22 protein-coding genes are annotated in these 26,855 nt (G+C 68.0%); 9 read left to right on the forward strand and 13 right to left on the reverse strand.

Features of this window, described 5'->3' with window-relative positions:
- Nucleotides 1-14 precede the first annotated feature (14 nt).
- Entirely contained in the window at nucleotides 15-839 is an 825-nt protein-coding gene (locus ACJJV6_RS13590; protein ID WP_407709201.1) for an SDR family NAD(P)-dependent oxidoreductase, read from the forward strand.
- Nucleotides 840-1,576: 737 nt separating this feature from the next.
- Here ACJJV6_RS13590 and ACJJV6_RS13595 read toward each other — a convergent pair.
- Nucleotides 1,577-2,983: a PLP-dependent aminotransferase family protein gene (locus ACJJV6_RS13595; RefSeq protein WP_407709202.1), complete on the reverse strand. Its 1,407-nt coding sequence runs from the start codon at nucleotides 2,981-2,983 to the stop codon at nucleotides 1,577-1,579.
- Between ACJJV6_RS13595 and ACJJV6_RS13600 the strand changes: the two genes are divergently transcribed.
- Together ACJJV6_RS13600 and ACJJV6_RS13605 are read left to right on the forward strand one after the other, a co-directional pair.
- Nucleotides 2,982-3,914, forward strand: coding sequence for a DMT family transporter (locus tag ACJJV6_RS13600; protein ID WP_407709203.1), 933 nt, complete (start codon nucleotides 2,982-2,984; stop codon nucleotides 3,912-3,914). The two genes, ACJJV6_RS13595 and ACJJV6_RS13600, sit on opposite strands and share 2 nt — an antisense overlap.
- Before the next feature lie 28 nt (nucleotides 3,915-3,942).
- Nucleotides 3,943-4,563 (forward strand): FMN-binding negative transcriptional regulator, encoded by a 621-nt coding sequence (locus ACJJV6_RS13605; RefSeq protein ID WP_407709204.1) that lies wholly within the window; start codon nucleotides 3,943-3,945, stop codon nucleotides 4,561-4,563.
- Between the two features lie 7 nt (nucleotides 4,564-4,570).
- On the opposite strand, the gene rlmC is transcribed toward ACJJV6_RS13605, so the two are convergent.
- Nucleotides 4,571-5,698: a 23S rRNA (uracil(747)-C(5))-methyltransferase RlmC gene (gene rlmC / locus ACJJV6_RS13610; RefSeq protein ID WP_407709205.1), complete on the reverse strand. Its 1,128-nt coding sequence runs from the start codon at nucleotides 5,696-5,698 to the stop codon at nucleotides 4,571-4,573.
- Nucleotides 5,699-6,014: 316 nt separating this feature from the next.
- Between rlmC and ACJJV6_RS13615 the strand changes: the two genes are divergently transcribed.
- Both ACJJV6_RS13615 and ACJJV6_RS13620 read left to right on the forward strand, forming a co-directional pair.
- Entirely contained in the window at nucleotides 6,015-7,451 is a 1,437-nt protein-coding gene (locus tag ACJJV6_RS13615) for an amino acid permease (protein WP_407709206.1), read from the forward strand.
- 144 nt (nucleotides 7,452-7,595) lie between these two features.
- A complete protein-coding gene (locus ACJJV6_RS13620) occupies nucleotides 7,596-8,363 on the forward strand; it encodes an IclR family transcriptional regulator (RefSeq protein WP_407710502.1) in 768 nt (255 codons plus the stop codon).
- A 20-nt stretch (nucleotides 8,364-8,383) separates the two neighbouring features.
- Here ACJJV6_RS13620 and ACJJV6_RS13625 read toward each other — a convergent pair whose 3' ends face one another.
- Genes ACJJV6_RS13625 through ACJJV6_RS13635 form a run of 3 tightly spaced genes read right to left on the reverse strand, consistent with a single transcriptional unit; the run spans nucleotide 8,384 to nucleotide 10,431 of the window.
- Complete coding sequence (locus ACJJV6_RS13625) at nucleotides 8,384-9,148, reverse strand: IclR family transcriptional regulator (protein WP_407709207.1); 765 nt, start codon at nucleotides 9,146-9,148, stop codon at nucleotides 8,384-8,386.
- A 39-nt stretch (nucleotides 9,149-9,187) separates the two neighbouring features.
- On the reverse strand, nucleotides 9,188-9,940 hold the full coding sequence (locus ACJJV6_RS13630) for a cyclase family protein (RefSeq protein WP_407709208.1): 753 nt from the start codon (nucleotides 9,938-9,940) through the stop codon (nucleotides 9,188-9,190).
- A complete protein-coding gene (locus ACJJV6_RS13635; RefSeq protein ID WP_407710503.1) occupies nucleotides 9,937-10,431 on the reverse strand; it encodes a hypothetical protein in 495 nt (164 codons plus the stop codon). Before ACJJV6_RS13635 ends, ACJJV6_RS13630 begins: the two co-directional genes overlap by 4 nt.
- Before the next feature lie 55 nt (nucleotides 10,432-10,486).
- Between ACJJV6_RS13635 and mmuM the strand changes: the two genes are divergently transcribed.
- Nucleotides 10,487-11,443: a homocysteine S-methyltransferase gene (mmuM, locus tag ACJJV6_RS13640; protein WP_407710504.1), complete on the forward strand. Its 957-nt coding sequence runs from the start codon at nucleotides 10,487-10,489 to the stop codon at nucleotides 11,441-11,443.
- Between the two features lie 56 nt (nucleotides 11,444-11,499).
- On the opposite strand, the gene ACJJV6_RS13645 is transcribed toward mmuM, so the two are convergent.
- Nucleotides 11,500-11,994, reverse strand: coding sequence for a hypothetical protein (locus tag ACJJV6_RS13645; protein ID WP_407709209.1), 495 nt, complete (start codon nucleotides 11,992-11,994; stop codon nucleotides 11,500-11,502).
- A 280-nt stretch (nucleotides 11,995-12,274) separates the two neighbouring features.
- Here ACJJV6_RS13645 and ACJJV6_RS13650 point away from each other — a divergent pair, with 280 nt between their 5' ends.
- Nucleotides 12,275-15,202, forward strand: coding sequence for a BTAD domain-containing putative transcriptional regulator (locus tag ACJJV6_RS13650; protein ID WP_407709210.1), 2,928 nt, complete (start codon nucleotides 12,275-12,277; stop codon nucleotides 15,200-15,202).
- Between the two features lie 10 nt (nucleotides 15,203-15,212).
- Here the strand turns inward: ACJJV6_RS13650 and ACJJV6_RS13655 are convergent, their stop codons facing one another.
- Nucleotides 15,213-15,764 (reverse strand): dihydrofolate reductase family protein, encoded by a 552-nt coding sequence (locus ACJJV6_RS13655; protein WP_407709211.1) that lies wholly within the window; start codon nucleotides 15,762-15,764, stop codon nucleotides 15,213-15,215.
- Between the two features lie 209 nt (nucleotides 15,765-15,973).
- Here ACJJV6_RS13655 and ACJJV6_RS13660 point away from each other — a divergent pair, with 209 nt between their 5' ends.
- On the forward strand, nucleotides 15,974-16,456 hold the full coding sequence (locus tag ACJJV6_RS13660) for a hypothetical protein (protein WP_407709212.1): 483 nt from the start codon (nucleotides 15,974-15,976) through the stop codon (nucleotides 16,454-16,456).
- A gap of 18 nt (nucleotides 16,457-16,474) precedes the next feature.
- On the opposite strand, the gene ACJJV6_RS13665 is transcribed toward ACJJV6_RS13660, so the two are convergent.
- From ACJJV6_RS13665 to ACJJV6_RS13680, 4 genes are all read right to left on the reverse strand, one after another.
- Nucleotides 16,475-17,383 carry a GGDEF domain-containing protein gene (locus tag ACJJV6_RS13665; RefSeq protein ID WP_407709213.1) on the reverse strand — a complete coding sequence of 303 codons (909 nt, stop codon included), beginning with the start codon at nucleotides 17,381-17,383 and terminating at the stop codon, nucleotides 16,475-16,477.
- The gene (locus ACJJV6_RS13670) at nucleotides 17,380-20,379 is read right to left on the reverse strand and encodes a response regulator (protein ID WP_407709214.1); all 3,000 of its coding nucleotides are present in this window, start codon (nucleotides 20,377-20,379) and stop codon (nucleotides 17,380-17,382) included. Before ACJJV6_RS13670 ends, ACJJV6_RS13665 begins: the two co-directional genes overlap by 4 nt.
- A gap of 140 nt (nucleotides 20,380-20,519) precedes the next feature.
- Nucleotides 20,520-22,709, reverse strand: coding sequence for a putative bifunctional diguanylate cyclase/phosphodiesterase (locus ACJJV6_RS13675; protein ID WP_407709215.1), 2,190 nt, complete (start codon nucleotides 22,707-22,709; stop codon nucleotides 20,520-20,522).
- Between the two features lie 168 nt (nucleotides 22,710-22,877).
- On the reverse strand, nucleotides 22,878-23,147 hold the full coding sequence (locus ACJJV6_RS13680; RefSeq protein ID WP_009372951.1) for a GlsB/YeaQ/YmgE family stress response membrane protein: 270 nt from the start codon (nucleotides 23,145-23,147) through the stop codon (nucleotides 22,878-22,880).
- A 219-nt stretch (nucleotides 23,148-23,366) separates the two neighbouring features.
- Here ACJJV6_RS13680 and ACJJV6_RS13685 point away from each other — a divergent pair, with 219 nt between their 5' ends.
- On the forward strand, nucleotides 23,367-24,233 hold the full coding sequence (locus tag ACJJV6_RS13685) for an HAD hydrolase family protein (RefSeq protein WP_407709216.1): 867 nt from the start codon (nucleotides 23,367-23,369) through the stop codon (nucleotides 24,231-24,233).
- 6 nt (nucleotides 24,234-24,239) lie between these two features.
- Here the strand turns inward: ACJJV6_RS13685 and ACJJV6_RS13690 are convergent, their stop codons facing one another.
- Both ACJJV6_RS13690 and ACJJV6_RS13695 read right to left on the reverse strand, forming a co-directional pair.
- On the reverse strand, nucleotides 24,240-25,655 hold the full coding sequence (locus ACJJV6_RS13690; protein WP_407709217.1) for a UDP-glucose dehydrogenase family protein: 1,416 nt from the start codon (nucleotides 25,653-25,655) through the stop codon (nucleotides 24,240-24,242).
- Nucleotides 25,652-26,824 carry a glycosyltransferase family 1 protein gene (locus ACJJV6_RS13695; protein ID WP_009372953.1) on the reverse strand — a complete coding sequence of 391 codons (1,173 nt, stop codon included), beginning with the start codon at nucleotides 26,822-26,824 and terminating at the stop codon, nucleotides 25,652-25,654. Before ACJJV6_RS13695 ends, ACJJV6_RS13690 begins: the two co-directional genes overlap by 4 nt.
- Between the last annotated feature and the right edge of the window lie 31 nt (nucleotides 26,825-26,855).

Here is a 26,855-nt window from a genome sequence, read left to right on the forward strand (position 1 = left end):
CCAAAGGAACTCCCTTGACTCCTCGCACCATCGTGATCACCGGCGCCAGCGACGGCATCGGCGCAGCAGCCGCCCGGGCACTCGCGAAGGCGGGGGAGCAGGTTGTCATCGTGGGCCGCTCCGCCGAGAAGACCCGCGCCCTCGCCAGGGAACTGGACGCGGATTACTTCCTCGCCGACTTCGCCGAGCTGGACCAGGTCCGCACCCTCGCCGCGCAGCTGAAGTCCGACTACCCGCGCATCGACGTCCTCGCCAACAACGCCGGCGGCATCATGGGCAAGCGCACCCTCACCGTGGACGGCAACGAGTCCACCTTCCAGATCAACCACCTGGGCCCGTTCCTGCTCACCACCCTCCTGATGGACACCCTCACGGCCAGCAACGCCAAGGTCATCAACACCGCCAGCGCCGCGAACGGCTTCGGCAAGCTGGACCTCTTCGACCTCACTTCTGAGCACGGTTATTCCACCAACCGCGCCTACGGCACCGGCAAGCTCTCCAACATCCTCTTCACCTCCGAACTGCACCGACGCTACGGCGATCAGGGAATTACGACGGCGGCATTCCACCCGGGCGTGGTCCGCACCAACTTCGCCGCGGAGTCCACCAGCCCCTTCCGGCACGCCTACAAGACCCTGCTGAACCGGTTCATGCTGAGCCCGGAGCAGGGCGCGGACACCATGCTCTGGCTCATCAACGGCACCCCGGGCACCGACTGGATTTCGGGTGCCTACTACGCCAAGCGCGCCCTGGCCAAGGCCAACCCGCAGGCCTACGACGCCGAGCTGGCCCGGGGCCTGTGGGAGAAGAGCGCAGAGCTGGTCCGCGCCGGCGGCTAGAGGTTTCGGCCTGACCGGAATGCGTGACTTTTAGTGTGTCAGCGTTCCAAACCGAGTCGATCCGGGGATTCCCGTCAGCCCATTGAGTCAAAAGTGACGCATTTTGGTCAGGGATCAGTAGATCACTCGCACCCGATGCCGTCGTTGTCACGGTCCAGCCCGTACGGGTCGCCGCCGATGACTTGTACAGGACCCTGGACGTAGGCCGGCCCGTTTCCGCTGCCACCGGCACAATCCACGTCGAAAGCGACAGGTACGCACTCGGAATAGTTTGGGTCGCAGCCGGAGGGGGCCGAGGGAGCGGCGGACGTGGCTGGCGCCGGAGGAACGTACTGCGGTTCAGAGGGCGTCGCCGGGGAGGGGACAGGGGTCTGCGGAGGTGCCGGTGCAGCAGGCTCAGGTGCGGGCGGTGTCGACTCGTCCGGCTGGGGTGCCGAACGGTCCGGTTGGTCAGCGACAACCGCACTCATGAAACTCTGGGAATCGCCGCAACCGGTCAGCAGGAAGGCTGCAGCACAGGCGGCGGACAAAACTGCACTAAGCGGCCATCGTCGAAGGATTGCAGGTGCGGCGGGTGGGGCTGGCCTCCGTTGGCTCGGCCCGAAGCGGTCTCGGCTTGTATCCATATCTGCCCCAAACTCCTGCCGGCTACCAATTGCACGGCCAGCGTAGCTCTGGCCCACATCTGGAAACGGAATCCGGTCGAATCTTGACCGATTCCTGCGGCGGCAGCGGGGTCACCTCTGCCTTGCCAGGGCCTCGCCAAGGAGTCGGGCGCCCTCCGGATAAGCGCCCGGGTTGGGCCCGGCGAAGTTCAGCCGGACAAACGCCCCGGGGGGTTCCGCGGGGAACCACTCGGTGCCGGCGGCGATGATCACGCCGGTGTCCTCGCAGTCGCGGGTCAGCCGGGGCAGGTCCGTTCCGTCCGGCATACGCAGCCACAGGTTCAGCCCGCCCTTGGGCAGGAGCTCGACGTGGGCCTGCGGAACGTGCTCGCGGATGCTGGTCACGAGGAGGTCCCGCCGCGACTGCAGCTGCTGGCGCAGGCTCCGCAGATGCGTCTGCCAGCCCGGCTGCGTCACCACATCCAGCGCCGCGGCCTGCAGCAGTCCGCTCACGTACATTGACTCCGCCGCCCGGTGGGCCAGGATGCGCTCGCGGGCGGGACCGCGGGCCACCACCGCCGCGACGCGGATGGCCGTGGAAACACTCTTCGTCAGCGACCGGATGTAGACCACGTGCCCCGCATCATCCCTTGTGGCCAGCGGCACCGGATCCGAGGTGATGCCGAAGTCGTGCGCCCAGTCGTCCTCGACCACAAATGCACCGTGCGCGCGGACCACCTCCAGCACCTCCTCCCCGCGCCCCGGCGCCCACTGTGCACCGGTGGGGTTGGCGTAGTTGGGCTGCGCATAGAACACCCGCGCCCCGGTCTCCGCAAACGCCCGGGCCAGTTCCGCCGGATCCGGTCCCTCCGGTCCGCTCGGCACCGGAACCACCCGCACCCCGGTCTGGGCCGCGGCAAGGATCGCTCCCCAGTACGTGGGCGATTCCATCAGCAGCGGCTGGCCGGCGCCCACCAGCGCCCGGAAAATCGAGCTGAGCCCGCTCTGGCTTCCCGGCAGCACGATCACATCGCTCGGCGTCGGAGGAGTGAACCCGGCAGGAGTAGCGGAACCCAGTTCATGGGCGAACCATTGCTGCAGTTCCGGCATCCCGGCTGCCGGCGGGCGGGACAATGCGGCGGTGCCGCGCGCGGCCCGGGCCAGCGCGCCCCGGACCAGCCGCTCGGGCAGGAGTTCCCGGTCCGGGTATCCGGCGTGGAACGAGATGGCGCTGTTCGGTACATCCCGCATGGTGCTGGAGGAGGGCAGGACCGACGACGGCGACCGCAGCGCCGCCGTCTGCCAGCCGTAGTCGGAGGGCCGGGCCGTCCGGACAGCACGCACGAAGGTCCCCACGCCCGGCCGGCTCTCGATCAGCCCCTGCGCCGTCAGCGCCTGCAGCGCCTTCTGCACCGTCACCGGGCTGGCCTGGTACTCGGCCACCAGTTGCCGGGTGGAGGGCAGCCGGGCACCCGGGGCAGCACCCGTAATCCGGTCCCGGAGTGCCAGGACGATCCGCGAACTGCTATCGTTGTTCATGAAAGACAATAGTAGCGCTACTGTCCAAGTCCGCCCACCGGTACCGCCCGGTGCCCAGCCGCAGACCGGCCTCTGGTGGGGACTCCTGGGCGTGGCGGCATTTTCCTTCACGGTTCCCTTCACCCGCGTGGCCGTTGAGGGCCTGGATCCGCTGTTCATCGGCTCCGGCCGCGCAGTCATCGCCGCCGGTCTGGCAGGCGCGGCCCTGGCACTAACCCGGCAGCGGCTTCACCGGCCGCGGACCTGGGCCAGGCTCGCGCTGGTGGCCGGGGGCGTCGTCGTCGGCTTCCCCCTCCTCACCTCCTACGCCCTGACTGCAGTACCCGCCGGGCACGGTGCAGTGGTGATCGCGCTTCTGCCCGCCGCCACGGCCACTGCAGCCGTGCTGCGGACGGGCGAGCGGCCGCCCCTGGCGTTCTGGCTGGTCACCGGCCTCGGCTCGCTGGCGGCACTCGGCTTCGCTTTCCTGCAGTCCGGCGGCATCGGGCACCTGCACTGGGCCGACCTCCTGCTGCTGGGCGCCGTGGCCTGCGCCGCCGTCGGCTATGCGGAAGGCGGCCTCCTGGCACGGGAAGTGGGCTCCTGGCAGACCATTGCCTGGGCCCTGGTCCTTGCCGCCCCGCTGATGCTGGCCCTCGCCGCCGTGTCCGCCGCGGCCCAGCCGCAGGCCACACCCGTCCAGTGGGCCGCCTTCGCCTACCTGGCCGTGGTGAGCATGTTTCTCGGATTCTTCGCCTGGTACCGCGGGCTGGCCGTCGGACCCATCGCCCAGGTCAGCCAGGTCCAGCTCCTCCAGCCCGTCATGAGCATCTGCTGGGCCGCACTCCTGCTCGGCGAGGCCCTCACCTGGAGCACCGCCCTCGGCGGCCTTGCCGTGATCGCATGTGCCGGCGCGGCCGTGCGCGTGCGGCTCAACAGCCCCGCTTCCTGATAACCCCCAAACCCGTAAGGACCAACCCATGTACATTCCCGCCCACTTCGCCGCCGGCCCCGACGCCGTCCGGCACCTCCTGGCCCGCCCGGCGGCGGCCAACCTGGTCACCATGACGGAGCAGGGCCTGCAGGCCACACTGCTGCCGTTCGTCTACGAACCGTCGGTGGGGGAGCACGGCGCGCTGCACGCCCATGCCGCGCGCAACAACCCGCAGTTCTCCAGCCCGCCCGATGGGGAGGCGCTCGCCATCCTCCAGGGTCCCGACGCCTACATCTCGCCGTCCTGGTACCCCTCCAAGGCCGAGCACGGCCGCGTGGTGCCCACCTGGAACTACTCCACCGCCCATGTCTACGGCCGGCTGGTAATCCATGACGACGCCGGGTGGCTGGCACGGCACGTCCGGAGCCTGACGGATCTGCACGAGGAAAGCCAGGACAAGCCCTGGAGCGTGGACGATGCACCGGAACGGTTCATCACCGGGCAGCTGCGCGCCATCGTGGGGGTCGAGCTGCTGATCACCCGCATCGAGGCCAAGGAAAAGCTGAGCCAGAACCGCTCCGCAGCCGACGCCGCGGGAGTCGTCACGGGCCTGCGGGAGGCCGGGCAGGAAGCCAGCGCCGCCGCCGTCGAACGGGTGCGCGGCTGACGGGAGGTCAGCCGGCGCGCTCGAGCAGGACCATCACCTCGTAGTGCATGGTCTGCGGGAACATGTCCAGGACCCGGGCACGCCGGGCCGTGAACGAGGGGAGCGCGGCCAGGTCGCGGGCCAGTGACTGGGCGTTGCAGCTGGAGTAGACAACATGCTGCACGTCCGAGGACTCCAGCCAGCCGCAGAGCTCCTTGCCGATGCCGCGCCGGGGCGGGTTGACGATGACCAGCTCCGGCGACTGCTCTGCACCAACGGCAAAGGCGGTGGCGTCGCCGGCCTGGAAGCCCACCCGTTCCAGGCCGGCCTCTTTGCTGCTGAGCTTGGCTGAGACGATGGCTTCACGGCTCGTTTCGATCCCGGTGACGTCCCGCCCGGGTCCGGCGCAGTGCAGGGCGAAGCCGCCCACGCCGCAGTACAGGTCCCAGACCGACGCCGGATCCAGCTCATCCACCCACTCGCGGCCCTGCCGGTACAGCGCAGCGGCCATGGGGGTGTTCGTCTGGAAGAAGCTTTGCGGCCGCAGGTGCAGGTCCAGTCCGTTGACCCGCATCCGCAGCGTGGACTGCTCCGTCAGCAGGATCTCCCGGTCTCCCTCCAGCACCGCCTTGTGTTCAGGGTGCAGGTTGACCGAGACCACCTTCACCTGCGGCAGCGCGGCCAGGAGCGAGGGGAGGTGTTTCCGGATCCGCGCCAGCAGCTGCTCGGAGCGCAGGACCAGGCGGAGCATCACCTCGCCGTCGGGGGACTCGGTGATGATGATGTGCTTGAGCTCGCCGCGGCGCTGCGGAACATCATAGGGGGTCAGCCGCGCCTGGCTGATGAATCCGGCCAGCACCGGAAAGCAGGCCAGCAGCCCGGGCGAGCAGACGCCGCACTCCCGCAGGTCCACGCCCTGGCCATCGGCATCAAGGATCCCGATGGTCGGGTTTTGCGCCGTCCCGCCAACCACCATCTTGGCTTTGTTGCGGAAGCCGGACTCCTGGCTCCCGACGGGCAGCAGCCACTCCAGCTCGGTGTGCGGTGCCAGGAGCGTCTCGCAGTGCCTCTGCTTGCCGGCGAGCTGCTCCGCATAGGGCACGCCCATCTGGGTACAGGAGCGGCAGGCGGCGGCGTCGAAGTAGGAACAATGCATGACCGGACAATTTTACCCGCCCGCGGAAACGGCGACGGCGGCACCCGGCTGAGTGCCGTCGTCGTACGCCGTCCCGGGGCACGTTGAGGCCGAAAAGTGCTGAAGCTGCCCTGGCCGGCGGCGTTTCCGTGTCAAAGTGCCCCGGTTCCGCAGCCCCAACACGACACCGCGTAATAGCGTGCAATATAAGCATGAAGCCATGTATTTAGTGACTGTTTCTTCGGTGGTCGTGCTAGTTTCGGCACTGCCGCCGTTCACTTCTTCGGTGACCACTGCCGCAGGCGCGCGGTGCCCCACATCCCTACTGGAGACGCCCATGGAACCCTCTTCACCGCTGACCCTGGCCCCGCCGCCGGACACATCCCCAGCTGAGCCGGGGCTCCGCCGTTCCATGGGGCCGCGGCACCTGGTGATGATCGCCATGGGCGGCGTGATCGGCTCGGGACTGTTCCTGAGCTCGGGCTACACCATCTCGCAGGCAGGTCCGCTGGGCGCCGTCATCGCCTACCTCATCGGGGCCTTCGTGGTGTATCTGGTGATGGCCTGCCTGGGCGAACTCGCCATCGCCTACCCGGTGTCCGGCGCGTTCCACATCTACGCCGCCCGCTCCATCGGTCCCGCCACGGGATTCGCCACGGCTTGGCTGTACTGGCTCTGCTGGGCCGTGGCCATCGGCTCCGAATTCACTGCCTCCGGCCTGCTGATGCAGCGCTGGTTCCCGGACGTGGAGGTCTGGGTCTGGTGCCTGGTGTTCGCCGCCGTCCTGTTTGGCCTCAATGCCGTGTCCTCGAAGTTCTTCGGCGAGGCCGAGTTCTGGTTCGCCATCGTGAAGGTGGCCGCAATCATCGGCCTCATCGTCCTGGGCGGCGCGGCCCTGTTCGGCTTCCACCCGCTGAGTGCGGACGGCAGCCACCCCCACCTGTTCGAGAACTTCAGCACCGAAGCCGGCCTCTTCCCGAACGGCTTCACCGGCGTCCTGGTCACCGTGCTCGCCGTCTTCTACGCCTTTTCCGGTTCCGAACTCATCGGCGTCGCGGCGGGCGAAACGAAGGATCCGGCCACGAGCATTCCCAAAGCCATGCGCACCACGGTGATCCGGCTGCTCATCTTCTTCGTCGGCGCCATCACCGTCATCGCCGCCACCATCCCCTACACCGAGGTGGGACTGGACGAGAGCCCGTTCGTGACAGTGTTCTCCGCCGTGGGCATCCCGTTCGCGGCCGACATCATGAACTTCGTCATCATCACCGCACTCCTGTCCGCCGGCAACAGCGGCCTCTTCTCCTGCGGGCGCATGCTCTACTCCCTCGCCGATGAAGGCCACGCACCCCGCGCCTTTAAGAAGCTGACCAGCCGCGGCATCCCGCTGGTGGCACTCGCCGTCAGCATGGTGGGCGGCCTCGCCTCCCTGGTCAGCAGCGTGGTGGCACCGGAGACGGTCTACCTGGTCCTCGTCTCCGTGGCCGGCTTCGCCGTGGTGGGCGTGTGGATGTCCATCACCGCCTCGCACTTCTTCCACCGCAGGGCATTCGTCCGCAGCGGCGGCAACGTGGCGGACCTCGCGTACAGGGCGCCGCTGTTCCCGCTGGTGCCCATCCTGGCGTTCACCCTGTGCGTCGTTTCGCTGGTCGGCATCGCCCTCGACCCCACCCAGGTGGCCGCGCTCTACTTCGGTGTCCCATTCGTGGCCGCCTGCTACGCCTGGTTCTACGTCCGGCACGGGCGCAAGGCTGCCGCTGGCATCCAAGGCTAGGCGCGGACGACGGCGGCCGCGCGGCAGGTGCGGTTCCGGCACCTGCCGCAGCGGCGCCGTCGTTCCTTGTCCCTTTGTTCCGCGTCGGACGAGGCGCGGCCATGGAAGAATGGGGCGGGATTACCGGCCGGGAGGGGCATGAGCGTGGAATCGTCCGCCGAGGCGTCTTCGATGGCGCAGGGGCTGCGCCTTGTGCGGCTGGTGGCGGACCGGGAGATCCGCGGCCGGCAGCTGCTCGGTGTTTCGCAGCTCGCCGCCGAGCTGGGCATGGACCAGAGCCGGGTCTCGCGCCTGGCCCAGGAACTGTGCGACCTTGGCCTGCTGGAACGGGCGGACCGCGGCCCGTTCCGGACCGGCCCCCGTTTCTTCACCCTCGCCGCGTCACTCAACACCGGCTGGGTCCGGCAGGCGAAGACCGAGCTCGAGGCGCTGGTGGCCGCCCTGGGCCTCCGGGCCAGGCTCTCCGTCCGGGACGGCTTCCGCGTGGTCCTGCTCCGAGCCTCCAGCAATGACGCCGTTCCCGGAAGCTTCGTGAAGCCCGGGATGGTGACGCCGGTGTGGTGCACCGGTGCCGGCCGGGCGCTGTTGTGGGATCTTGACCGCCCCGGCTTGGACGCGCTGCTGGGCGGGGTGAATTTCGTCGGGATCGGCGGTCCGGGGGCTGCCCACACCGCGGCCGAGGTATGGGAGCTGATGGAACGGGACCGGGCGGCCGGGTATGTTGCAGCCGACCAGGAATTCGAGCACGAGGTGGTGGAGCTCGCCGTGCCCGTGCGGGCTGCCGGCGGACGCATCATCGCTTCGCTGAGTGTCCTCGGGGGCCGGGCAGAACTGGGGTCCGGTGCTGCGGCCGCCGCCGTTGCCTTGCATGAGGCGGCGGAACGGCTCGGGGCTTCGCCGGCCGCACGCTGAGTCTGCGCGGCAGCCTGTAACTAGGCCTGTTGCCGGTAGCCGAGCCGGGCTTCGAGCCACCGTCCCTGCGCCACCAACGATGAGGCGCAGCTGTCCCGCTTCGGTTCCAGCCGGTCCTTGATGCCCACAACCTGCAGCGCCGCCACCACGTCGCCCTTGAAGTCGCGGACCGGAACCGCCAGTGAGTAGAGTCCCGGCTCGGCCTCCTCATCAACGATCGAGTAGCCGCGGTCCCGCGCTGCCTCCCGGCGGGCAAGGAAGTCTTCAATGCCGGTGGGAGTGGTGGGGCCGTGGCGGACAAAGTCGACGCCGGCAAACACCGTCCGTACCTCCGCCTCCGACGCTTCCCACAGGATGGCCTGTCCGGCGTCACTGCAGTAGGCGGGGTACGGGCGTCCCAGCCAGGATCCCACCAGGTTGCTGCTCGCGGGGACGCTCTCGCCGATGGTGACGGTGCTGTCGCCGTGCAGCACGCCCAGGAAGCAGGCCTCGTCGACAGCTGAGGCGAGGCTGTCCAGCGCTGTGCCGCCGTCGGCCTGCAGCCGGCGTTCGGTCAGGAGCTGGGCACCGGTGAAGAGCGACCAGTCAAGGGCGTAGGTGCGGGACGTGCGGGCGAGGAACCCCTCGTGCTCCGCGCTGCGCAGGTTGCGGGAGACCTGGCTGCGGTCCCTCCCCAGGTCCGCCGCGATGTCCGCAACGCTGCCGCCCGGAAGCCCTGCTGAATGCCGTGCCCCGACGGCCAGGACGGCCTGGATTCCGCGGCCCATGCTGGAGGTTTTCGACATGGATTTGAGTCTAGTGGAGGCGCCTTCCTGGCCCCCGGCTCAGCAGATGGCAAACACCCGCGCCGGGAACCCGCTGCCTTCCAAAGGCTTGGCCCAGGTTGCGACGACGGCGGCTCCGGCCTCCGGCAGTCCGTCCAGGTTGGCCAGCAGTTCGATCTGCCAGCGGTCCTGCTCCAGCACATAGGTTTCCAGGCTGAAGTCCTGCCGGGAGGTGGCCAGGCCCGGGTCCGTGTCGGTCTGCTCGTGGCCGACAGCGGCAACCGACCGCTCGTTGAGCAGCAAGGCCAGCACTTCCCGTGACCAGCCGGGCGTGTGGCTCAGCCCGTCAGCGTCGCGGTTGGCCATTGCGTCGACGTCCGGCCAGCGGCGGCTCCAGCCGGTGCGGAGGGCCACGAAGCTGCCCGCCGGGATGGTGCCGTTGCGGCTTTCCCAGTTGTGCACGTCCTGCAGGGTGGGGGTGGCATCCGGATCGTTTGCCACCCGATGGGAGATGTCCAGGACCACCAGGGGCAGGATCATTTCCTGCACCGGAATCCGGTCCAAGGTCCTGCCGCCCCGGATGTAGTGCGACGGAGGGTCCACATGGGTGCCCCACTGGCCCACGATCGAATACCGGTGGGCGGTGAAGCCGTCCCCCTTTTCGAGGTCGAAGAGGGCTTCCCGCTCTTCATCCGGGAACGCCGCAAAGTGGGGCTGGCCGGGGTGGAAGGCGTGGGTCAGGTCAACGAACCGCCGGCCCGCGAGAACCTGCTGCAGTCCTTCCCACAGGGAGGTGGTGAGGGTGTCCGTCATGATGCTGAAGCTCCTTTGGTGATCGGTGCCAGTGCCGTGCTGGTTACGCTGAGGGGTCCTTCCAGCTCAATCACCGGAACCTCCCAAGGGTGGATGTCCACGATCTGCCGCATGAACCGTTCAACGGCTGCGTCCTCCAGGGAGGCAGCGAAGTAGGTGGTGAAGACGAAGGTGGGGGACAGGGTCTGCTCTCCGACGCGTCCCAGCGTTGGGTTGGCTCCCTCTGCGGTGGTGAACCCTTCGAAGCCAAGGCCGGATTCGAACACGTGCTTGTAGTTGCCAAAATCGCCCAGTTCCTGGAACTGGGCCAAGGCCTGGAGCAGGGCTGCGATGCCCGGATCGTTCCGGAAGGCGTCCGCTTCCCCCTTGGCCAGCTGCGCAAACGTAGTGCCGCTGATGGGCCAGTGGACGCGCAGCTTGCGCACCGCATGCAGTTGAACGTCCAAGAACCAGTCCTCTTTCCTTCCGCCGGGCTGGCGGATGCCTGCCATCGTGGCAGAAAGAAACAATCATTACAAGCATAAGAAAATGCGTATTATGACTACCATGCCTGTGAATGCGCTGTTGTCCACCCTGCTGGAATCCGGGGAGCTCCTTCCCGCCGACGGCGCCCTGGCGACAGAGCTTGAGGCCCGGGGCTGCAATCTTGATGACCCGTTGTGGTCTGCCAAAGTCCTGCTCGAACAACCCCACCTGATCAAGGACGTCCACCGCGACTACTTTGCGGCGGGAGCGAGGATCGCCACCACAGCCAGCTACCAGGCCACGCCGCAGGGGTTTGCCCCGCGGGGAATGAGTGAGCGGGAGGCGCTGGAGCTGGTGGCCCTGTCGGTCCGGCTTGCGGACGAGGCCCGCCGGGAGCACCTTGCCGCCCATCCGGAGGCCAAGCCGTTGCTGGTTGCCGGCTCGGTGGGACCCTACGGCGCCTACCTTGCGGACGGTTCCGAGTACCGGGGGGACTACTTCCTGGCTCCCGCAGAATTCCGCGACTTCCACCGTCCGCGGATCGCAGCCCTCGTCGGCGCCGGTGCCGACGTTCTCGCATGCGAGACGCTCCCGTCCTTCACCGAGGCTGAGGCGCTCCTGGCACTCAGCAAGGAGTTCGGCGTCGAGGCCTGGTTTTCCTTCTCGCTCCGGGACGGCGGGCACATCAGTGACGGCACTCCGCTGACGTCGGTGGCCACACTGCTCGACGGCGAGGCCACCGTGGCCGCCGTCGGCGTGAACTGTGTGCCGCTGGAGCTGGTCACCCCGGCGCTCGCCGCCCTGGGGGCGGCCACCAGCAAGCCGCTGGTGGCCTACCCCAATTCAGGCGAGACGTACGATCCCGTCACCAAGACCTGGAGCCCTGCCCCACCGTCCGACAGCGCAGGGCTTGGGCATCCGGCCAACCTTGCCGAGGGCAGCGCAACCTGGCAGGACTTCGGTGCCCGGATCATCGGCGGGTGCTGCCGGACAACCCCCGGCGACATCGCGGCCGTCGCCGAACGCCTGCGGGCGTAGCTCTGGCGGTACGCCCGCGGCATACTTACCAGGCAGCATGTTCCCATGCTTCACGGTTACCCAAGCAGGGCACACAAGTCCGTCACCCGGCCCGTGCCCGTGAACATACCCCCAACCTCCTCTTCGTTCTCATCCAAGACCCAGCTGACCGTCCCGATTGTGAGGAAGACGCCCACTGGATGGTCGTTTGCGTCCGGCACCGTGATGAAGTTGCGGCCGGTTGCAGTGAACAATTGATTTCCATTGCTGAGGGGCGTTGTATGCGTTAGCCCCGCCGTGCCTTCGAAGGTCACAGACTCTCCGGATTCACCGGTGACTGTGATGCTCACGCCAGGCCATATGGTCTTCGTGCGGCCACCCGGCAACTCGATGACTGCGTACTTCCCGGCCGCAGCGACGGTCAATTCGGAGTCCGGACAGGGTACGGCGAACGTGCCGGCGGGAATTTCTTCAAATGAACGTTCTGCAAGCGCAGGCTGGGCCGGCGCCACGAGTGCGCCAGCTGCAAGGGCGGACAACGCCAGGCTGCGGGTAATGCTGGTGGTTTTCATCGGACGTCCTCTCGGATATGGCTGATGGTGAGCCAAGGATTGCCCCCCGCACTTAACCGGCCCTTAATTGGGGGCCCCCTTTATTGGTGCAAACCATTGGTCCCCTGACCCCGGGGGAGCATGATGAGGGTGATGCGGCTGGCTTCCGGGCCAAACCGGATCACGGGCAGGCGCTCTGGGGTCGCTCGTCGATGAGTTCCGCGGAACCGGCTGGAAAGTCCGGGGCTGCGGCTGGTCGGTTGAGGAGTGCTGTGCAATGGTTGCGTTGCGGATACGGGCCTTGGGACCCGTCGATGTCGTCATTGCCGGTGAACCTGTCCCCGTGCATGCCGCGAAGCTGCGGATAGTCCTCGAATGCCTGGCGTTGCGGGCGAACTGCGTGGTGAGCCCCGATTTCCTGGCCGAGGCCCTTTGGGACGGCCATCCCCCCGCGCAGCCGGGCCCGCAACTGCAGGTCTACATTGCCAACCTGCGCCGCATCCTCGAACCCGACCGGCCCAAGGGAGGAGCACCACAGCGCATTGCGAGCCGTCCCGGCGGGTATTCCCTGTCCGTAACGGCAGACGAACTGGACATCCTGCAGTTCCGCGAACACATTGCTGCAGGGGAACAGGCTGTCGAGGCGGGCGACCTGGTTGGCGGTGCGGAACACCTCCGCGCGGCCGTGCAATTGTTCACCGGCCTGCCGTTCCCGGACCTTGCCGACGCCGAGCTGTTCCGGCCGGAACTGGACCAGTTGGAGGAAGCACGGCTGGATGCCTACCAGGACCTCGCCGACGTCGAACTTGCCCTGGGCAGGCATGGAAGCCTGGTGGGGGAGCTACAGCGGTTGGTGCAGGAGCATCCGTACCGGGAACGGCTGTGGGCAGCGCTGGTCGTTGCCCTGTACCGCTGCGACAGACAGGCCGACGCGCTGGCCGCCTGCCGGGAAGCACGGCGGGCCTTCACAGCCGGCCTGGGCATCGACCCGGGCGCGAGACTGCGTGAGCTGGCGGCGCTGGTCCTCCGGCAGGATGCATCGCTGGACGCCCCCGCCAGCAAGGGGAACCCGCGGGCACGGCAGCGGGTGGACAACCTGCCCAACGAACTGACGCCCTTGGTGGGCCGGGAAGCGGAATTGGGGGAGGTGTGTTCGCTCTACCGGAAGGAAGGCTGCCGGCTGGTGACTGTCACGGGGCCGGGCGGAACGGGTAAGACCCGGCTGGCTTTGGCCGCCGCCGTGCAGCTTCGCGAGCGGATGGCCGACGGCGTGGGCTGGGTCAACCTGGCACCACTCACCCAGGTGGAACAAGTCCCGGGTGCCATCGCCGCCACCCTGGGCCTGGCGGACCGGGCAGGGGAGGACCCGCTCAAAGTGGCGTCCCGCTTTCTCCGGTCCCGCCGGCTCCTGCTTGTACTCGATAACTTCGAGCACCTTGAGGAGGCCTGGCCGGTGGTGCTCGATATGCTCACGGCGGCCCCTGACCTCCGGATACTGGCCACCAGCCGCCGGCGTCTTGGACTCCGTGCCGAGTATGAGTATGAGCTCGCACCGCTGGCTTTGCCGCCGATCGACCCGCCGGCGCCTTTGCCGGAACTGCGTGAGATCCCGGCCCTGAAACTCCTTGTCGCACGCGGCCGGGCAGCCCGGCCCCATTTCGATATCGACCAGGACAACGCCGGTGTACTGATCCGGCTGTGTCATCGCCTCGACGGGCTGCCGCTGGCCATCGAACTTGCGGCAGCCCGGCTCCGGGACCGCAGCGAGGAAGACCTGTTCCACGACCTGGAATTCAACCTTGCGGAACTGCCCGAAGCCTTCCATGACCTCCCCGACCGTCAAAGGACACTCACAGCCACCCTCGCCTGGAGCTACGAGCTGCTGGGTCCGCAGGAACGGCGCCTCTTTGACCAGCTCGGCGTCTTCGCGGCCGATCCGGCCGAAGTTGCTGTGGGCGGAATATGCAGCGGGGTTGCGGATACGAACACTTCGCTCGGGGTTCTTGCGCGCCACAGCCTGCTGCGCAGGTACAGGGATTCCATGGGAACGAGCCGCGTGTCCATGCTGCATTCGATCAGGGAGTTTGCCCGGAACCGGCTGGCACAGCTGGCGGACGAGCAGCCGCTCCGGTGCCGGCACGCAGACTTCTATCTCCGGCTTGCCCGGACGCTTGCGCCCCGGCTGTGGGGCCACGGAGAGCATAAGGCCTTTCGGCTGTTGACGGCCGATGCCGCAGAGCTGCGGTCCGCACTGCTGTGGGCTGCCGGACCGGGCGGGTCGAAGGACATTGGGCTGCAACTGGTGGGCGAGCTGTGGCACTACTGGGAGCTGACGGGTGATGTTACCGAGCAATACCGGATTGCCGTGGAGTTGGTGGAGGAAGCTGAAGGAGTCCCGGCCGCCGTCCTGGCGCCGGCGTTCAGCGGCGCGGCCACGCTGTGCTGGACGGTGGGCAGGAACGATCAGGCGACCCGGTTCCACGCCAGGGCTTATGATGCGTTCGGCGAAGCAGGCAACAGCAAGGGTGTCGCCTGGACGGTAATGTGCCTTGCCGTCCAGGAGGCACAGCGCAGCGAGATGGCAACCGCGGAGCGGCTCGCCACGGACGCCTTGTCGGCTCCAGGTGCCACTCTCCGCACGCAGGTGGCGGCCCTGGTTCTCCTGTCGCGGATCGCTTTCTACTCCGGTGACCATCCCCGGGCGCTGGAACTATCGCGCCAGTGTGCCACCCTCGCACGGCCCATGGGGGACAAATGGCTCCTTGGCATCGCACTGACCAACTTCGCCGAAAGTCTGCAGCACACCGGAGACTACGATGCGGCGGAAACCCTGCTGACGGAAGCAATTGCGGGTGCGGTGGAGCTCGGGGCCCAGGGAAACCTGGTGGGCTACCTGGAATCCCTTGCCGGAGTCCACGTGGAGAATCAACGGATCGAACCTGCCATCCGGCTGCTGTCCGCTGCCGACGCCTACCGTGCTGACCATGGGCTTCCGCTGGTAACCGACGAGCGGCGCCGCGTCGAGTCCATTATCGAAGCCGCACGGAACGGCGCCGGTCCCGTCAGGTTCGGCCTGGCATGGGCTGCAGGACGGTCCCTGACCTTGACGCAGGCTGCGGACGAGGTGCTTCGCGGCAGGAGCAGGCGGGATGGCCCCCTGCCTGTCGATGGCCATGCGGACCCGGTGACCTACGCCGTCGACGATCCTCCCGACACGGCACCCTGGTAGCCCCGGCGCTCTATCCCTCCAGCCGGCCGTAGGTGCTCACCACGTTGCCCTTGCTGGTCCGCCTTTCTTCCTGCAGCACCAGACGGGTTGTCGGGTCGCCGTCCTGGAAGAGCCGGCGGCCGCTCCCGGCGATCACCGGGTGGGTCATCAGTGTCAGCGAGTCCAGGAGCCCGGCGAACAGCAGTTGCCGGGTCACGGAGATGCTGCCGCAGACGGCGATCTCGCCGCCGTCGTGCTCCTTCAGCTTTGCCACGAATTCTTCCAGCGGGGCATCCATCAGGTGGGAGTTCTGCCAGGCGAGCGGTCCGGTGAGGGTCCGCGAGGCCACGTGCTTCTCCACCGGGTTGATGAAGGCCGCGAAATCCTCATCCACTGACGCGTTCGGCCAATAGCCGGCCCACTCCTGGTAGCTCACCCGGCCCAGCACCACGGTGTCCACAGTGTCCATCATCCTGGTGAGGCCTTCACCAAGCTCGTCATCGAAGCTGTCGAACTGGAATTTGTAGGGATCTGACACCACGCCATCCACGGAATGGAACAGGCCGGCAGTAACTTTGCGCATACGGAAGCCTCCTAAAATCGGGCGGACAAAATTCACCGTAACGGGGCTGCCCGCAGCGGGGAAGATCCAGCACAAAACAACCGACGGCGCGGCCGCCAGTTATGTTCATCACTCAGTGCGGTGTCTTGCCGTGTTTCGCCTTAATCCAGCCCCATACTTGTGTTGATGCGGCCACTTTCCGCAGCCCCCGGCCAGGCAGGAGGAAGTGCATGGAAACCCTGAAAAAAGTCGTGACCAACCAGTATTTTCCCGCCGCTGCTGTTTTGACGGCAGTGATCCTTTTCTGGGCCGTGGGACTCCTGGGAGGTCTGTCCCTGCTGCATAACAACCAGCCGCCGCTGACCACGCTGACCTGGATGCTGTTCGTTTACGGCGCTGCGGTCCTCACGCCCCTCGCCGGCATGCTGGCCGCCGCGGACCTGCTCCGCCGGTGGCGCCTCAACCGTGCGGCCGCCGCTGAAAACGCCACTGAAACCGACGACGCCGGTGCCTACGTCAGTGCGGCAGTTCCGGACAGCGCCGCTGAGGCAGCGCTCCCCGCCGAAGCGGCCGGTGCACGCTACGAGCCGAACCAGTACGCCGAAGGGCCGAACCAGTACGCGGAGCGGCCGGCCCAGCGCCAGGCGGCCGCGAAGAGGCCCGGCATCAAAAAGCCCGCCCTGAAGAAGGCCGGCAGCAAGAAGGCAGCCTGACCGGAGCGCAAACCGGGGTCAGCCTGCCAGTTCCACCCGGTTCCTTCCGGCCGCCTTCGCCGCATAGAGTGCCGTGTCCGCTGCACCCAGCAGTGCCTCCGGCTCCCCGCCCTCGGCGGGGGAAAACGTCGAGATCCCGGCGCTGAGCCGCAACTGGCCTGACGGGTCGCCCCGGTGGGGGATGGCAAGATCCCGCACGGCGTCCAGCGCCCGCTCCATGCAGGCCTTCGCGCGCAGCAGGCTTTGGTGCGGGAAGACCAGCAGGAACTCCTCGCCGCCGAACCGGTACACCCCATCGGACTTCCTGGCCTGCGCCCTCAGGGCCGCGGCCACGGCGCGCAACGCAAGGTCGCCGGCCTGGTGCCCGTAAACGTCGTTGTACCCCTTGAAATTGTCCACGTCGCACAAGGCCAGGCTGTACTGCTCCCCGTAGCGGACGCTGCGGGCATGCAGTTGCTCCAGGTCCTCAGCCAGCTTCAGCCGGTTGTGCAGCCCGGTCAGGGGATCGGTCCGCGCCTGCTGCGACAGCACCTTCCGGTAATGGGCGAGGTCCGCATGCAGGGTGGTGATCCGCAGTGCCACCAGCAGCCGGGCCCGCAGCACGAAGGGATCCAGCGGTTTGGTGACGTAGTCGTCAGCACCGGCCTCGATCCCGGCCAGCACGTCATCACGGGAGTCCTGCGATGTCAGCATCACAATGTACGTGTACAGGTCCGCGCCCCGGGACCGGATGGCGCGGCAAAGGGCCAGCCCGTCCATGCCGGGCATCATCCAGTCCGTCACCACCACATCCGGCTGGTGCTCAAGATACAGTCCCCACGCCTCGTCGCCGTTTGCGGCGGCCAAGCAGTCATGCCCGGCGCGCTCCACGGCGGCCTGGGCCACCAGCAACGAACCCGGATCGTCATCGGCAACGAGGACTTTCATCCGTCCACCTCCAGCGCCGCGTCCAGTGCCGCAACCACCCGCCGCAGCTCTGCCTCAAGCCGGCGCACCAGGTCAATGCCGCCGTCGTGCTTTCCTGCCCGGCCCAGCCCCTCCAGCTCCGCGCAGATGGCAGCGGCCCTGCCGGCGCCGATATTGGCCGCCGAGCCCTTCAGGGCATGCGCCGCCCTCACCAGCGCCTCGCCGCCGCCGTCGTCCAGCGCGGCCTGCAGCGCAGCGATCCGGCCGGGCACGTCCTTCCGGAACGCTTCCACCGTGGCGGGCAGCAGCCCCCGGCCGTCGTCGGGGCCCAGGCCGCGGAGCATGGCAAGCCGGTCCTGGTCAACAGCCCGGCGCTCTGTCGCGGCGCGGACGGCGCCGGTGACCGCCAGGGCCTGCGCGGCAGGTTCAGGAACCCACCGCGCCAGCGCAGCCTGCAGCGCTGCCGCATCCACGGGCTTGGCCAGGTAATCATCCATGCCCGCGGCGAGGCACCGTTCCCTGTCCCCGTCCAGTGCGCCCGCGGTCATGGCGATAATGGGCAGGCGGAAAGTTCCGCCGCGGCTGCGGATCACACGGGTGGCCTCAAACCCGTCCATGACGGGCATATGGCAGTCCATCAGGACTGCTGAATAGCGGGTGGAGGCGGTGGCGTCCACGGCTTCGGCCCCGTTGGAGACGACGTCCACCGCGTAGCCGAATTTGTTGACCGTCGCCTGGGCCACCAGCTGGTTGACCTCGTTGTCCTCCACAATCAAGATGCGCCCGCGGTGCTGGCTGTCCCCTGGGGCCGCGGCCTGCAGGAGGCCGGACGCGGCGGCAGGCTGGACGCTTTCGCTGGTGGACATGAGGCGGACCAGCCGGTTGTAGAACTCGGAGCTGCGGACGGGCTTCATCAGCCACTCGCGGACCCCGGCCCCGGTGATTTCGGCCGTGTTCACCTGCATGGTGGAGGTGAGCATGATGAGTTCGATGTCCGCCAGGCGGGCATCGGCCTTCATGCGCCGGGCAAGCTCCAGACCGTCGGTGTCCGGCATGCAGAAGTCCAGCACGGCCAGATGGAAGGGCTCTCCGGCGGCGCTCGCCTGCCGGGCCCGGTCCAGTGCAGTGGCGGCGTCCGGCACGGCCTCGGGCTGGAGCCGCCAGCCGCGCAGCTGGGACTCCAGGACCAGGCGGTTGGTGGCGTTGTCGTCCACCACCAGGACGCGCAGGCCGTTGAGGAAGCCGGCAGCGGGAACGGGATCGGTGGACGGCGGAGCCACGGGCAGCGGCAGCCGGAACCAGAAGGTGCTGCCCTTGCCGGGAACGCTGTCCAGCCCGATGTCGCCACCCATCGCCTCGGTGAGCCGGCTGCTGATGGCCAGGCCCAGTCCGGTCCCCCCGTAACGCCGGGTGGTGGAGGCATCCGCCTGCGAGAACGATTCGAACAGTTTCCGGTGGTGGGCGGGATCGATGCCGATGCCGGTGTCCCGGACCTCGAAATGGACAGCGGAAATGCTTCCGGGGGCAGCCTCGGGATTCTGCGTCGTCACCCGGATGGAAACCTCCCCGGACGCCGTGAACTTCACCGCGTTGGAGGCGAGGTTCAGCAGGATCTGCCGGATCCGGCCTGAATCGCCCTGCAGGCGCGCCGGCACATCCGGCTCGCAGTAGCCGATCAGCTCCAGGTTCTTGGCGAGGGCCGGCTCGGCCAGGAGCCCGGCCACCTCTTCCACGAGGACCCGGGGGTCGAACGGACGGATATCCAGGTCCACCTTGCCGGCTTCCAGCTTGGAGAAATCCAGGATGTCGTTGATCAGGGCCAGCAGCGATTCGCCGGCACCCCGCACGCCCTGGGCGTACTGCTTCTGGGTCTCGTCCAGCGGTGTTTCGAGGAGGAGGGCGGTCAGGCCCACCACTCCGTTCATCGGGGTCCGGATCTCATGGCTCATGGTGGCCAGGAACTCCGATTTGAGCCGGCTCGACTCCATTGCCGCTTCCCGTGCCGCCCCCAGTTCCCGGGTCCTGGCCGCCACCTCGTCCTCCAGGCCGCTGGTCAGCCGGATGTTCTCAAGGACGATGAGCACCTGCCGGACGAGCACGCACACCAGCAGCGCAGCCCCCACCACAACCAGGAACGGTTCAAGTCCGGACAGGTGCGGGACCGCGAACAGGAGCACGGCCAGCACCAGCGGGGCATACGGGAGCAGCTCCAGCGCCAGGGTGTACCCGGTACGGGCCGTGCCGGCGCTTTCCACGTACGGTGCCATGGGCGCCAGCGCGATCAGGAGGAACGCGACAATCCATCCCAGGGCGAGCGGCGAACCCGTGGCGCCCGTGACGCCGTCGAACGTCATGCGCACATAGATGCTGTCTGTGACCGCGAGGACGAGCATGCCGCCGCCGAAGCACAGGAAAGGCAGGCGTTCGCCGGGCTGCCGCCGCATGGCCAGGACCAGCACCAGTGAGGTGATCACCAGGTCGACTACCGGATACGCCATTCCGGTCAACCGGGTCAGCGGATCACCCACCGAGTCGAAGGCGGGCCCCAGCGCGGTGTACCAACTGACCACCAGCACAGAACCTGCCACCACGGCGGCGTCCATCACCGCCCGGTACAGCGCCACCCGGTTGCCGGCGCGCCTCTTGAACGCGAACAGCGCGACGACGGCGGGCACCGAGTAGCCGATGAATCCGGCGTCGGCCAGGGACGGGAAGGGGTAGACGTGGTTGAAGGCCAGCCCGTAGTACGCGTACACGGCCATCCCGGCCGCCCAGACGAAGACGGCAATGGACATGAAGGTCCAGGCCCGGGCGTTCACTCCGCCCAGCCGGGCGGCCCGGGCGCAGCTTGCCCCGGCCAGCAGCGATGCCGCAAGGATCAGGACATCTCCCGTCACCAGCGCATGGGGCGTGCCGCTGTTCGCGGCGAAGTACAGTGCGAGCGCCGCAAGCCCTGCGGCCGCCAAGAGGCCCAGCATGCCCAGGCGCGCCCTGCCCGCGGTGGGACTTCGTTCCAAGAGACCAGCCTGAGACACGGACGAACCCTTCCCCTACCGGCGCCCTGAGCCCCCAGCCGGGCCCACCCGAGACCTGGGTGGAGGCGCCTCCCTATGATATCCCTCACACCTCAAGGGCTGCTGTCCGGCTGCACCGGAAACTACCTTCCCTTGAGGGCCTGGAGGGCTTCCTCTGCCCGCCGCAGGGCGTGGTCCAGCCGTTCACCGGGCTCGGGGAGCGAGAACAGGTACCCCTGCAGGGAGTCGCACTCCAGCGCCGTCAGGTAGTCCGCCTGCGCCGCCGTCTCGACGCCCTCCGCCGTCACCGTCAGCCCGAGGCTGTGGGCCATGTTGATCATTGAGCTCAGGATGGGCAGCCGTTCCTCGCCGGTGCGGACCATGGACACGAAGGACTTGTCGATCTTCACGGTATCCACGGGAAGGTCCTGCAGCCTGCCCAGGGAGGAGTAGCCGGTTCCGAAATCGTCCAGGGCCACCCGGGCGCCCGCGTCCCGCAGTGAGCTGAGTTGCTTGATCAGGCTGCAGTCGGCGTCGAAAAAGACGCTCTCGGTCACCTCCAGCACCAGCTGGTAGGCCGCCACGCCGCTGGCCTCTGCAAGGTGGAGCACCCCCTGGGCAAAGTCCGGATCCTGGAGCTGGACCCCGGAGACGTTGACCGAGAGGGACCGCGAGGGATCCTCGCTGAGCCACCCTGCCAGCTGCACCATTCCCAGCGCCATCACCTCCGCGCCGATTTCGTTGATGAGCCCGGTGCGCTCAGCCAGCGGGATGAAGATCGACGGCGGGATGCGCTCGCCGCCGCGGTCCCACCGTGCCAGCGCCTCGAACTTCACCACCTGTCCCATGCGGTGCGAAACGATGGGCTGGAAATCTACGCTGATCTGGCCGCGCGGAACCGCGAGCTGCAGGGCGCTTTCCATGTCCGTGCGCTGCACGAGCGCAGTCATCATGTCCGGGTGGAACCGCAGGAACCGGTTCTTGCCGGCCGCCTTCGCCGCGTACATCGCGATGTCCGCCTGGCGCAGGAGTTCGGACGGGCCCACGCTGTCCTGGGCCAGCGACGCGAGCCCCAGGCTGAGGCTGGGGCGCAGCACCGCGCCGTTGATGGTCAGCGGAACATGCAGGCAGCGGACGATGCAGGCAGCGATCTCATCCGCGTCGGGGCAGGCGGTGAGCAGCACCACGAATTCATCGCCGCCCAGGCGTGCGACGACGTCGGCGGTGGGGACGCAGCCGCGGAGCCGGCGGGCCACCTCCACCAGCATGTCGTCGCCCGCCTGGTGGCCCAGGATGTCGTTGACTTCCTTGAAGTCATCAAGGTCCAGCAGGAGGACGTCCACGGCCTTCAGCCGCGGCTCCTGCAGCGACTCGGCCAGGGCGTCATTAAACACAGCCCTGTTGGCCAGCCCGGTCAGGGGATCCTGGAATGCCATGGCACGCAGTTTCTCCGCCTGCGCCGCGAGGTCCAGCATGGCCTGCTGGGCCTGTTCCTGGGCCTTCCGCCGGGGCGTCACGTCGCGGAAGCTCCACACCCGGCCCACAACATTCTCGCCCACCCGTTGCGGCCGAGAGTACCGCTCGAAAGTCCGGCCATCCTTGAAGTCCAGGACATCGTGGCTTTCGGCTTCCGGGTCCTCCTCCAGTTCCGTCAGCCGGGCCATGAAGGCAATGGGGTCCGCCACCTGCGAAACGATGAGCCGCATGACGGGTTCCTCGCTGTCGCCCTTCAGGAGCTCCGCGGGGATGTTCCACATGGTGAGGAACTGGTCGTTGTAGCCTGCCACGTGGCCCTCGGAACTCATGACCAGGATCCCGTCGGCAGTGGACTCCAGGGTGGCCGTCAGCAGGGACATGGCCTCCCGCAGGTCCGCGTCCGCGGCCTGGCGGTGTGACGTACCCCGGACGGACAGGAGCAGGCGCGTGCCGGCGGGGATCCCGTCGTCGTGCCCTGCCTGCCCGGCCTGGTCTGCCTGGCCTGGTGCGTGATCGCGCCCGCCGGACGGCACCAGGGAGCACGCCACCTCCGCAGGGAACTCCGTGCCGTCCCGCCGCAATCCCCGGACCTCCAGGGGCGGTGGATAGCCGCCGGGCTCGAGGGTGATCCGGCGGAGGAGCCGGTCCACGTCGTCGCCGAACCCGGCCGCCAGCAGCGTCCGGTAGTTGCGCCCTGCCAGTTCCCCGCGTGGAAACCCGAAGAGCCGGGCCGCCGCGGCGTTGGCGATGGTGATGGTGCCGTCTGCTGAGAGCGCCAACAGGGCGTCCGGATTCGCGTCCAGGATCGCGCTGAATGCCCGGACCGCCAGATTTTCCGTGTGGCTCGAATCAGCCATGACACCACCCCCCTCGCACATCATAAATGCGGACCCGGGACTTTCGCCCGGGAGGGGGAAATCGGTTCCCATTAGTTATCCGGAAGTTTGCTCCCGGAAGGACGGGACGCAAAAAACGCCGTCCCCCGATGGAGGACGGCGTTTTTGCGTTGGGGAAATATGGTGCGGCTACACCCTGCGGTGGCTGCGGTTGGTGACTGCCCCGTAGACCAGCAGGACGATGACGGAACCGAGGATGGCCAGGAGCCAGGTGCGGATATCGAAGAACTCCGCCAGCCCGCCGCCGAAGATCAGTGAACCGATCCAGCCGCCGAGGATGGCCCCGACAACCCCGAGGACCAGGGTGACCACCCAGCCGCCGCCTTGGCGGCCCGGCAGGATTGCCTTCGCAATAGCGCCAGCGATCAGGCCCAAAATGAGAAATCCAAGAATGCCCATGTTGTCACTCCTTAATCAGTAAGTTGTGCCGGGCCCCCATATTCCGGTGTGCTAATTCAATCAGTGTGCTTACATGCCTGCAAGGCCTCAAAGATCACAGGATGACTGTCACTTTTCCCGCCGCATGCCGGCTTTTCCAGCCCGGGGACGGCAGGAAATGCTGCGGTTGCCGCCTTGGATAGGATGAAACGGTCCCCGCAACAGACCAAGGAGTCCGGCATGTCCAGCCAGCGAACCATCCGGCCGCGTGCCATATTCCTCGACATCGATGGTACGTACGCCGACCATGGGCTGGCCCCGGAAGCCCACGTTGAGGCCGTCCGGATAGCGCGCCGGAACGGCCACCTGGTGTTCGTGTGCACCGGACGCCCGCTGTCCATGGTGCCCGGCCACATCCTCGCGGCGGGGTTCGACGGCGTGATCACCGGCGCCGGAGCCCGGGTGGAAATGGACGGCGAGGTGCTCAAGGACTCCCGCTTCGAACCGGACGTGGCCGCCCGGATCGTCGAGACCCTGGATGCCCACAATGCCGCCTACATCCTGGAAGCGCCCGAGGCGCTGCACGGGCGCACCGGCGTGGACCGGCGCCTGCGGGAGGTGCTGGGACCCGTCTTTGCCGGACGCCCGCAGCACGACGGCATCCTGAGCACCGACGTTGATCCGCTTGAGGACATCCTGGGGCCTATGCAGTACAGCGACGACCTCACGTCGGTTTCCTTCGCCAAAATCTCCTGCTTCGACTCACCGGTGCCGCTGACCGGCCTCATGCACCACTTTGGTCCCGAAGTGGGGCTGATCCCGAGTTCCCTCTCCGCGCTGGGCGACCGCGCCGGGGAGATCTACATGGCCGGAACGCACAAGGCCGTGGGCATCCAAGTGGTGGAGCAGCGGCTGGGGCTGAAGCGCGAGGACATTGTGGCGATCGGGGACAGCGCCAACGACATCGAGATGCTGGAGTACGCCGGCACGGGCATCGCCGTGGAGGGCGGCCACCCGGGCGTGCTGGCCGTCGCGGACAGGGTGACCCCCGGTCCCGCCGGCAACGGTGTGGCGCTCGCGTTTGCCGAACTGGGGCTGCTGACGTAGGAGGTCCTACCGTGCCCGGGAGGCCGGGACGCGGTCGGTGGCAGGAGCGGTGGTCGCGGATGCGGCGCCGCCTGTAGGCATCCCGGCATTCGTGCCGAGGCCGCGCACAACCCAGCCACCGGCCCGCCAGGCATCGGCGTCCAGCACGTTGCGTGCGTCCAGCACCACCCGCCGTCGGACCAGCCCGCCCGCAACGCTGGGGGAGAGCTGCCGGTATTCGTCCCATTCGGTCAGAAGCAGCACCAGCTCCGCCCCCTCCAGCGCGCGTCCGGTGGAGGTTTCGAACCGCAGCCGGGGGTACCGCCGCCAGGCCTGGTTGACGGCTTTGGGATCCGTCACGGTCACGTGTGCCCCTGCGGCCGCGAGCCTGTCCGCCACGTCAAGGGCTGGCGAGTCGCGGATGTCATCCGTGTCCGGTTTGAAGGACGCCCCCAGCACGGTCACCGACCGGCCGGCCAGGGTTCCGCCGCAAAGCTCCGCTGCCAGGTCCACCGTCCGGGACCGCTGCCCGAGGTTCACCGCATCCACCAGGCCCATCCAGTCCTCCACGGCGGTAACGCCGTGACCGGCGGCCTGCGACCGGAAGCTGCGGATGTCCTTGGGCAGGCAGCCGCCGCCAAAGCCCAGACCGGCATGCAGGTACCGGTTCCCGATCCTTGGGTCCAGGCCCATCGCCTCGCTGAGTTCGCCCACGTCCGCCCCGGAGGCGTCGCAGAGTTCGGCCACGGCGTTGATGAAGCTGACCTTGGTGGCCAGGTATGCGTTCGCTGCCGACTTGATGAGTTCCGCCGTCGCGAAGTTGCAGACCAGCCGCGGAATCCCGGCACGGAGCAGCGGCTCATACACCGCGTCCAGCGCGGCTGCCACGCCCAGCGGCGCGCCGGTTGACGGATTGAAGGCGGCGCCCCGGCCGCCGTCCACTCCATAGACCAGCCGGTCCGGCACCAGCGAGTCCTTCACCGCGGTGCCCTGCCGGAGGAATTCGGGGTTCCAGCCCAGCAGCACGTCCGGCCGCCGGGCCAGGACTCCGCGGAGCATCTCCACCGTGCCCACCGGCACGGTGGATTTACCGACGACGACGGCGCCCGCGGCCAGGTGCGGCAGCAGCGTTCTCGCGGCGGAGACCAGGAAGGTGAGGTCGGCGGCGTCGGACGTTTTGTCCTGGGGAGTCCCTACACAAAGGAAGTGGACCTGCGCATCCTTCGCGTCGGCGGCATCGCTGGAGAAGCGCAGCCTGCCGCTGCTGCGCCCGTCCCGGAGCAGTTCGTCCAGTCCCGGCTCATGGAAGGGGGCGGCCCCGCGGCCCAATTGTTCAACTTTGGCGGGATCGACGTCGATACCCACCACCGTGTGGCCCATGGATGCCAGGGTGGCGGCGTGGACGGCACCAAGGTAGCCGCAGCCAATGACCGAGATTTTCACTGAGCTGCCCCTGTCTTTGAAACGGATGTCCATGAACCGGATGCCCGTCCTGCCGGTGCTTCCGCCAGCACGTCGTTGTAATGGTTGACCAGTTCGGCGCAGAGGGCAGGCCAGGTCCTGTCCTGCACCGCTGCGTGGGCCATAGTGGCGAACGCCCGGCGTTTGGCGTCGTCACCCATCAGGTCCAGGACCCGGGCGCGCAGGGCGGACAGGTCGCCTGGTTCGTAGAGCCAGCCCGTCCGGGAATTCTCCACCAGGTCCAGGGGGCCGCCGCGGCCCGTGGCCACCACCGGTACCCCCGATGCCATAGCCTCCTGGATGGTCTGGCAGAACGTCTCGAACTCGCCGGGATGGACGAACAGGTCGAAGGACGCCACGGCGCGTGCCAGGTCCTCGCCGCCCAGGAACCCGGTGAAGGCCGCGTCCGGCAGGGCCTCCTCCAGGGCGGCCCGCTGGGGACCGTCGCCCACGATCACCAGTTTCGTGTTGGGAATCCCTGCCAGGGCTGCGAGGTCCTCAACCTGCTTCTCGACGGCGAGCCTGCCCACGTAGCCGATGATCCGCTGGCCGCCGGGGGCCACCGAAGCCCGCCACCCGTCGTCGCGCTTTGCCGGCGAAAACCGGGCGGTATCCACCCCGCGGCGCCACATCTGCACGCGGGGGATGCCGCGGCCGCGCAACTGGTTCAGCGCGAACGTGGACGGCGCCAGGGTGCGGGAGGCCAACAGATGGATGTTCTCGACCCGGTTCCAGGCCCAGTTCTCCAGGAACGGAACCCCATACCGGGCGGCGTAGCTGGGAACTTCGGTCTGGTAGATGGCCACGGTGGGGATCCCCAGCTGGTGCGCTGCCTGCGCCGCCCGCCAGCCGAGGACAAACGGCGAGGCTAGGTGGACCACGTCCGGTGCGTAATCGGCAAGGATTCTCTTGACCCGGTACACACCGCCCATCGCCACCCGGACGTTCGTGTATCCCGCCAGCGGCACGGCGGGCAGGCGGTGGACCGCGGCACCCTTGACCTGGTCCGGTGTTTCCCCGTCCTGGGTGGATGGCGCAATGACCAGGACGTCGTCGCCCCGGTCCTGCAGGTGGTCCAACACCCTAAGGATGGAGTGCGTCACACCGTTCATCAGCGGCAGGAATGATTCAGCAACAATTGCGATCCTCACCCCTCCACCGTGGGTGCCGGCCCTAACGTAG

The sequence above is a fragment of the Arthrobacter nitrophenolicus genome (genome assembly GCF_045833485.1).
GTDB classification, from domain to species: Bacteria; Actinomycetota; Actinomycetes; order Actinomycetales; family Micrococcaceae; genus Arthrobacter; species Arthrobacter nitrophenolicus.

Bases quoted from the DNA above. Each gene is read 5' to 3' on its own strand.
- ACJJV6_RS13600 (WP_407709203.1), top strand. From the start codon at position 2,982: ATGAAAGACAATAGTAGCGCTACTGTCCAAGTCCGCCCACCGGTACCG.
- ACJJV6_RS13595 (WP_407709202.1), bottom strand. From the start codon at position 2,983: ATGAACAACGATAGCAGTTCGCGGATCGTCCTGGCACTCCGGGACCGG.
- ACJJV6_RS13605 (WP_407709204.1), top strand. From the start codon at position 3,943: ATGTACATTCCCGCCCACTTCGCCGCCGGCCCCGACGCCGTCCGGCAC.
- rlmC (WP_407709205.1), bottom strand. From the start codon at position 5,698: ATGCATTGTTCCTACTTCGACGCCGCCGCCTGCCGCTCCTGTACCCAG.
- ACJJV6_RS13615 (WP_407709206.1), top strand. From the start codon at position 6,015: ATGGAACCCTCTTCACCGCTGACCCTGGCCCCGCCGCCGGACACATCC.
- ACJJV6_RS13625 (WP_407709207.1), bottom strand. From the start codon at position 9,148: ATGTCGAAAACCTCCAGCATGGGCCGCGGAATCCAGGCCGTCCTGGCC.
- ACJJV6_RS13630 (WP_407709208.1), bottom strand. From the start codon at position 9,940: ATGACGGACACCCTCACCACCTCCCTGTGGGAAGGACTGCAGCAGGTT.
- ACJJV6_RS13635 (WP_407710503.1), bottom strand. From the start codon at position 10,431: ATGGCAGGCATCCGCCAGCCCGGCGGAAGGAAAGAGGACTGGTTCTTG.
- mmuM (WP_407710504.1), top strand. From the start codon at position 10,487: ATGCCTGTGAATGCGCTGTTGTCCACCCTGCTGGAATCCGGGGAGCTC.
- ACJJV6_RS13645 (WP_407709209.1), bottom strand. From the start codon at position 11,994: ATGAAAACCACCAGCATTACCCGCAGCCTGGCGTTGTCCGCCCTTGCA.
- ACJJV6_RS13655 (WP_407709211.1), bottom strand. From the start codon at position 15,764: ATGCGCAAAGTTACTGCCGGCCTGTTCCATTCCGTGGATGGCGTGGTG.
- ACJJV6_RS13660 (WP_407709212.1), top strand. From the start codon at position 15,974: ATGGAAACCCTGAAAAAAGTCGTGACCAACCAGTATTTTCCCGCCGCT.
- ACJJV6_RS13665 (WP_407709213.1), bottom strand. From the start codon at position 17,383: ATGAAAGTCCTCGTTGCCGATGACGATCCGGGTTCGTTGCTGGTGGCC.
- ACJJV6_RS13675 (WP_407709215.1), bottom strand. From the start codon at position 22,709: ATGGCTGATTCGAGCCACACGGAAAATCTGGCGGTCCGGGCATTCAGC.
- ACJJV6_RS13680 (WP_009372951.1), bottom strand. From the start codon at position 23,147: ATGGGCATTCTTGGATTTCTCATTTTGGGCCTGATCGCTGGCGCTATT.
- ACJJV6_RS13685 (WP_407709216.1), top strand. From the start codon at position 23,367: ATGTCCAGCCAGCGAACCATCCGGCCGCGTGCCATATTCCTCGACATC.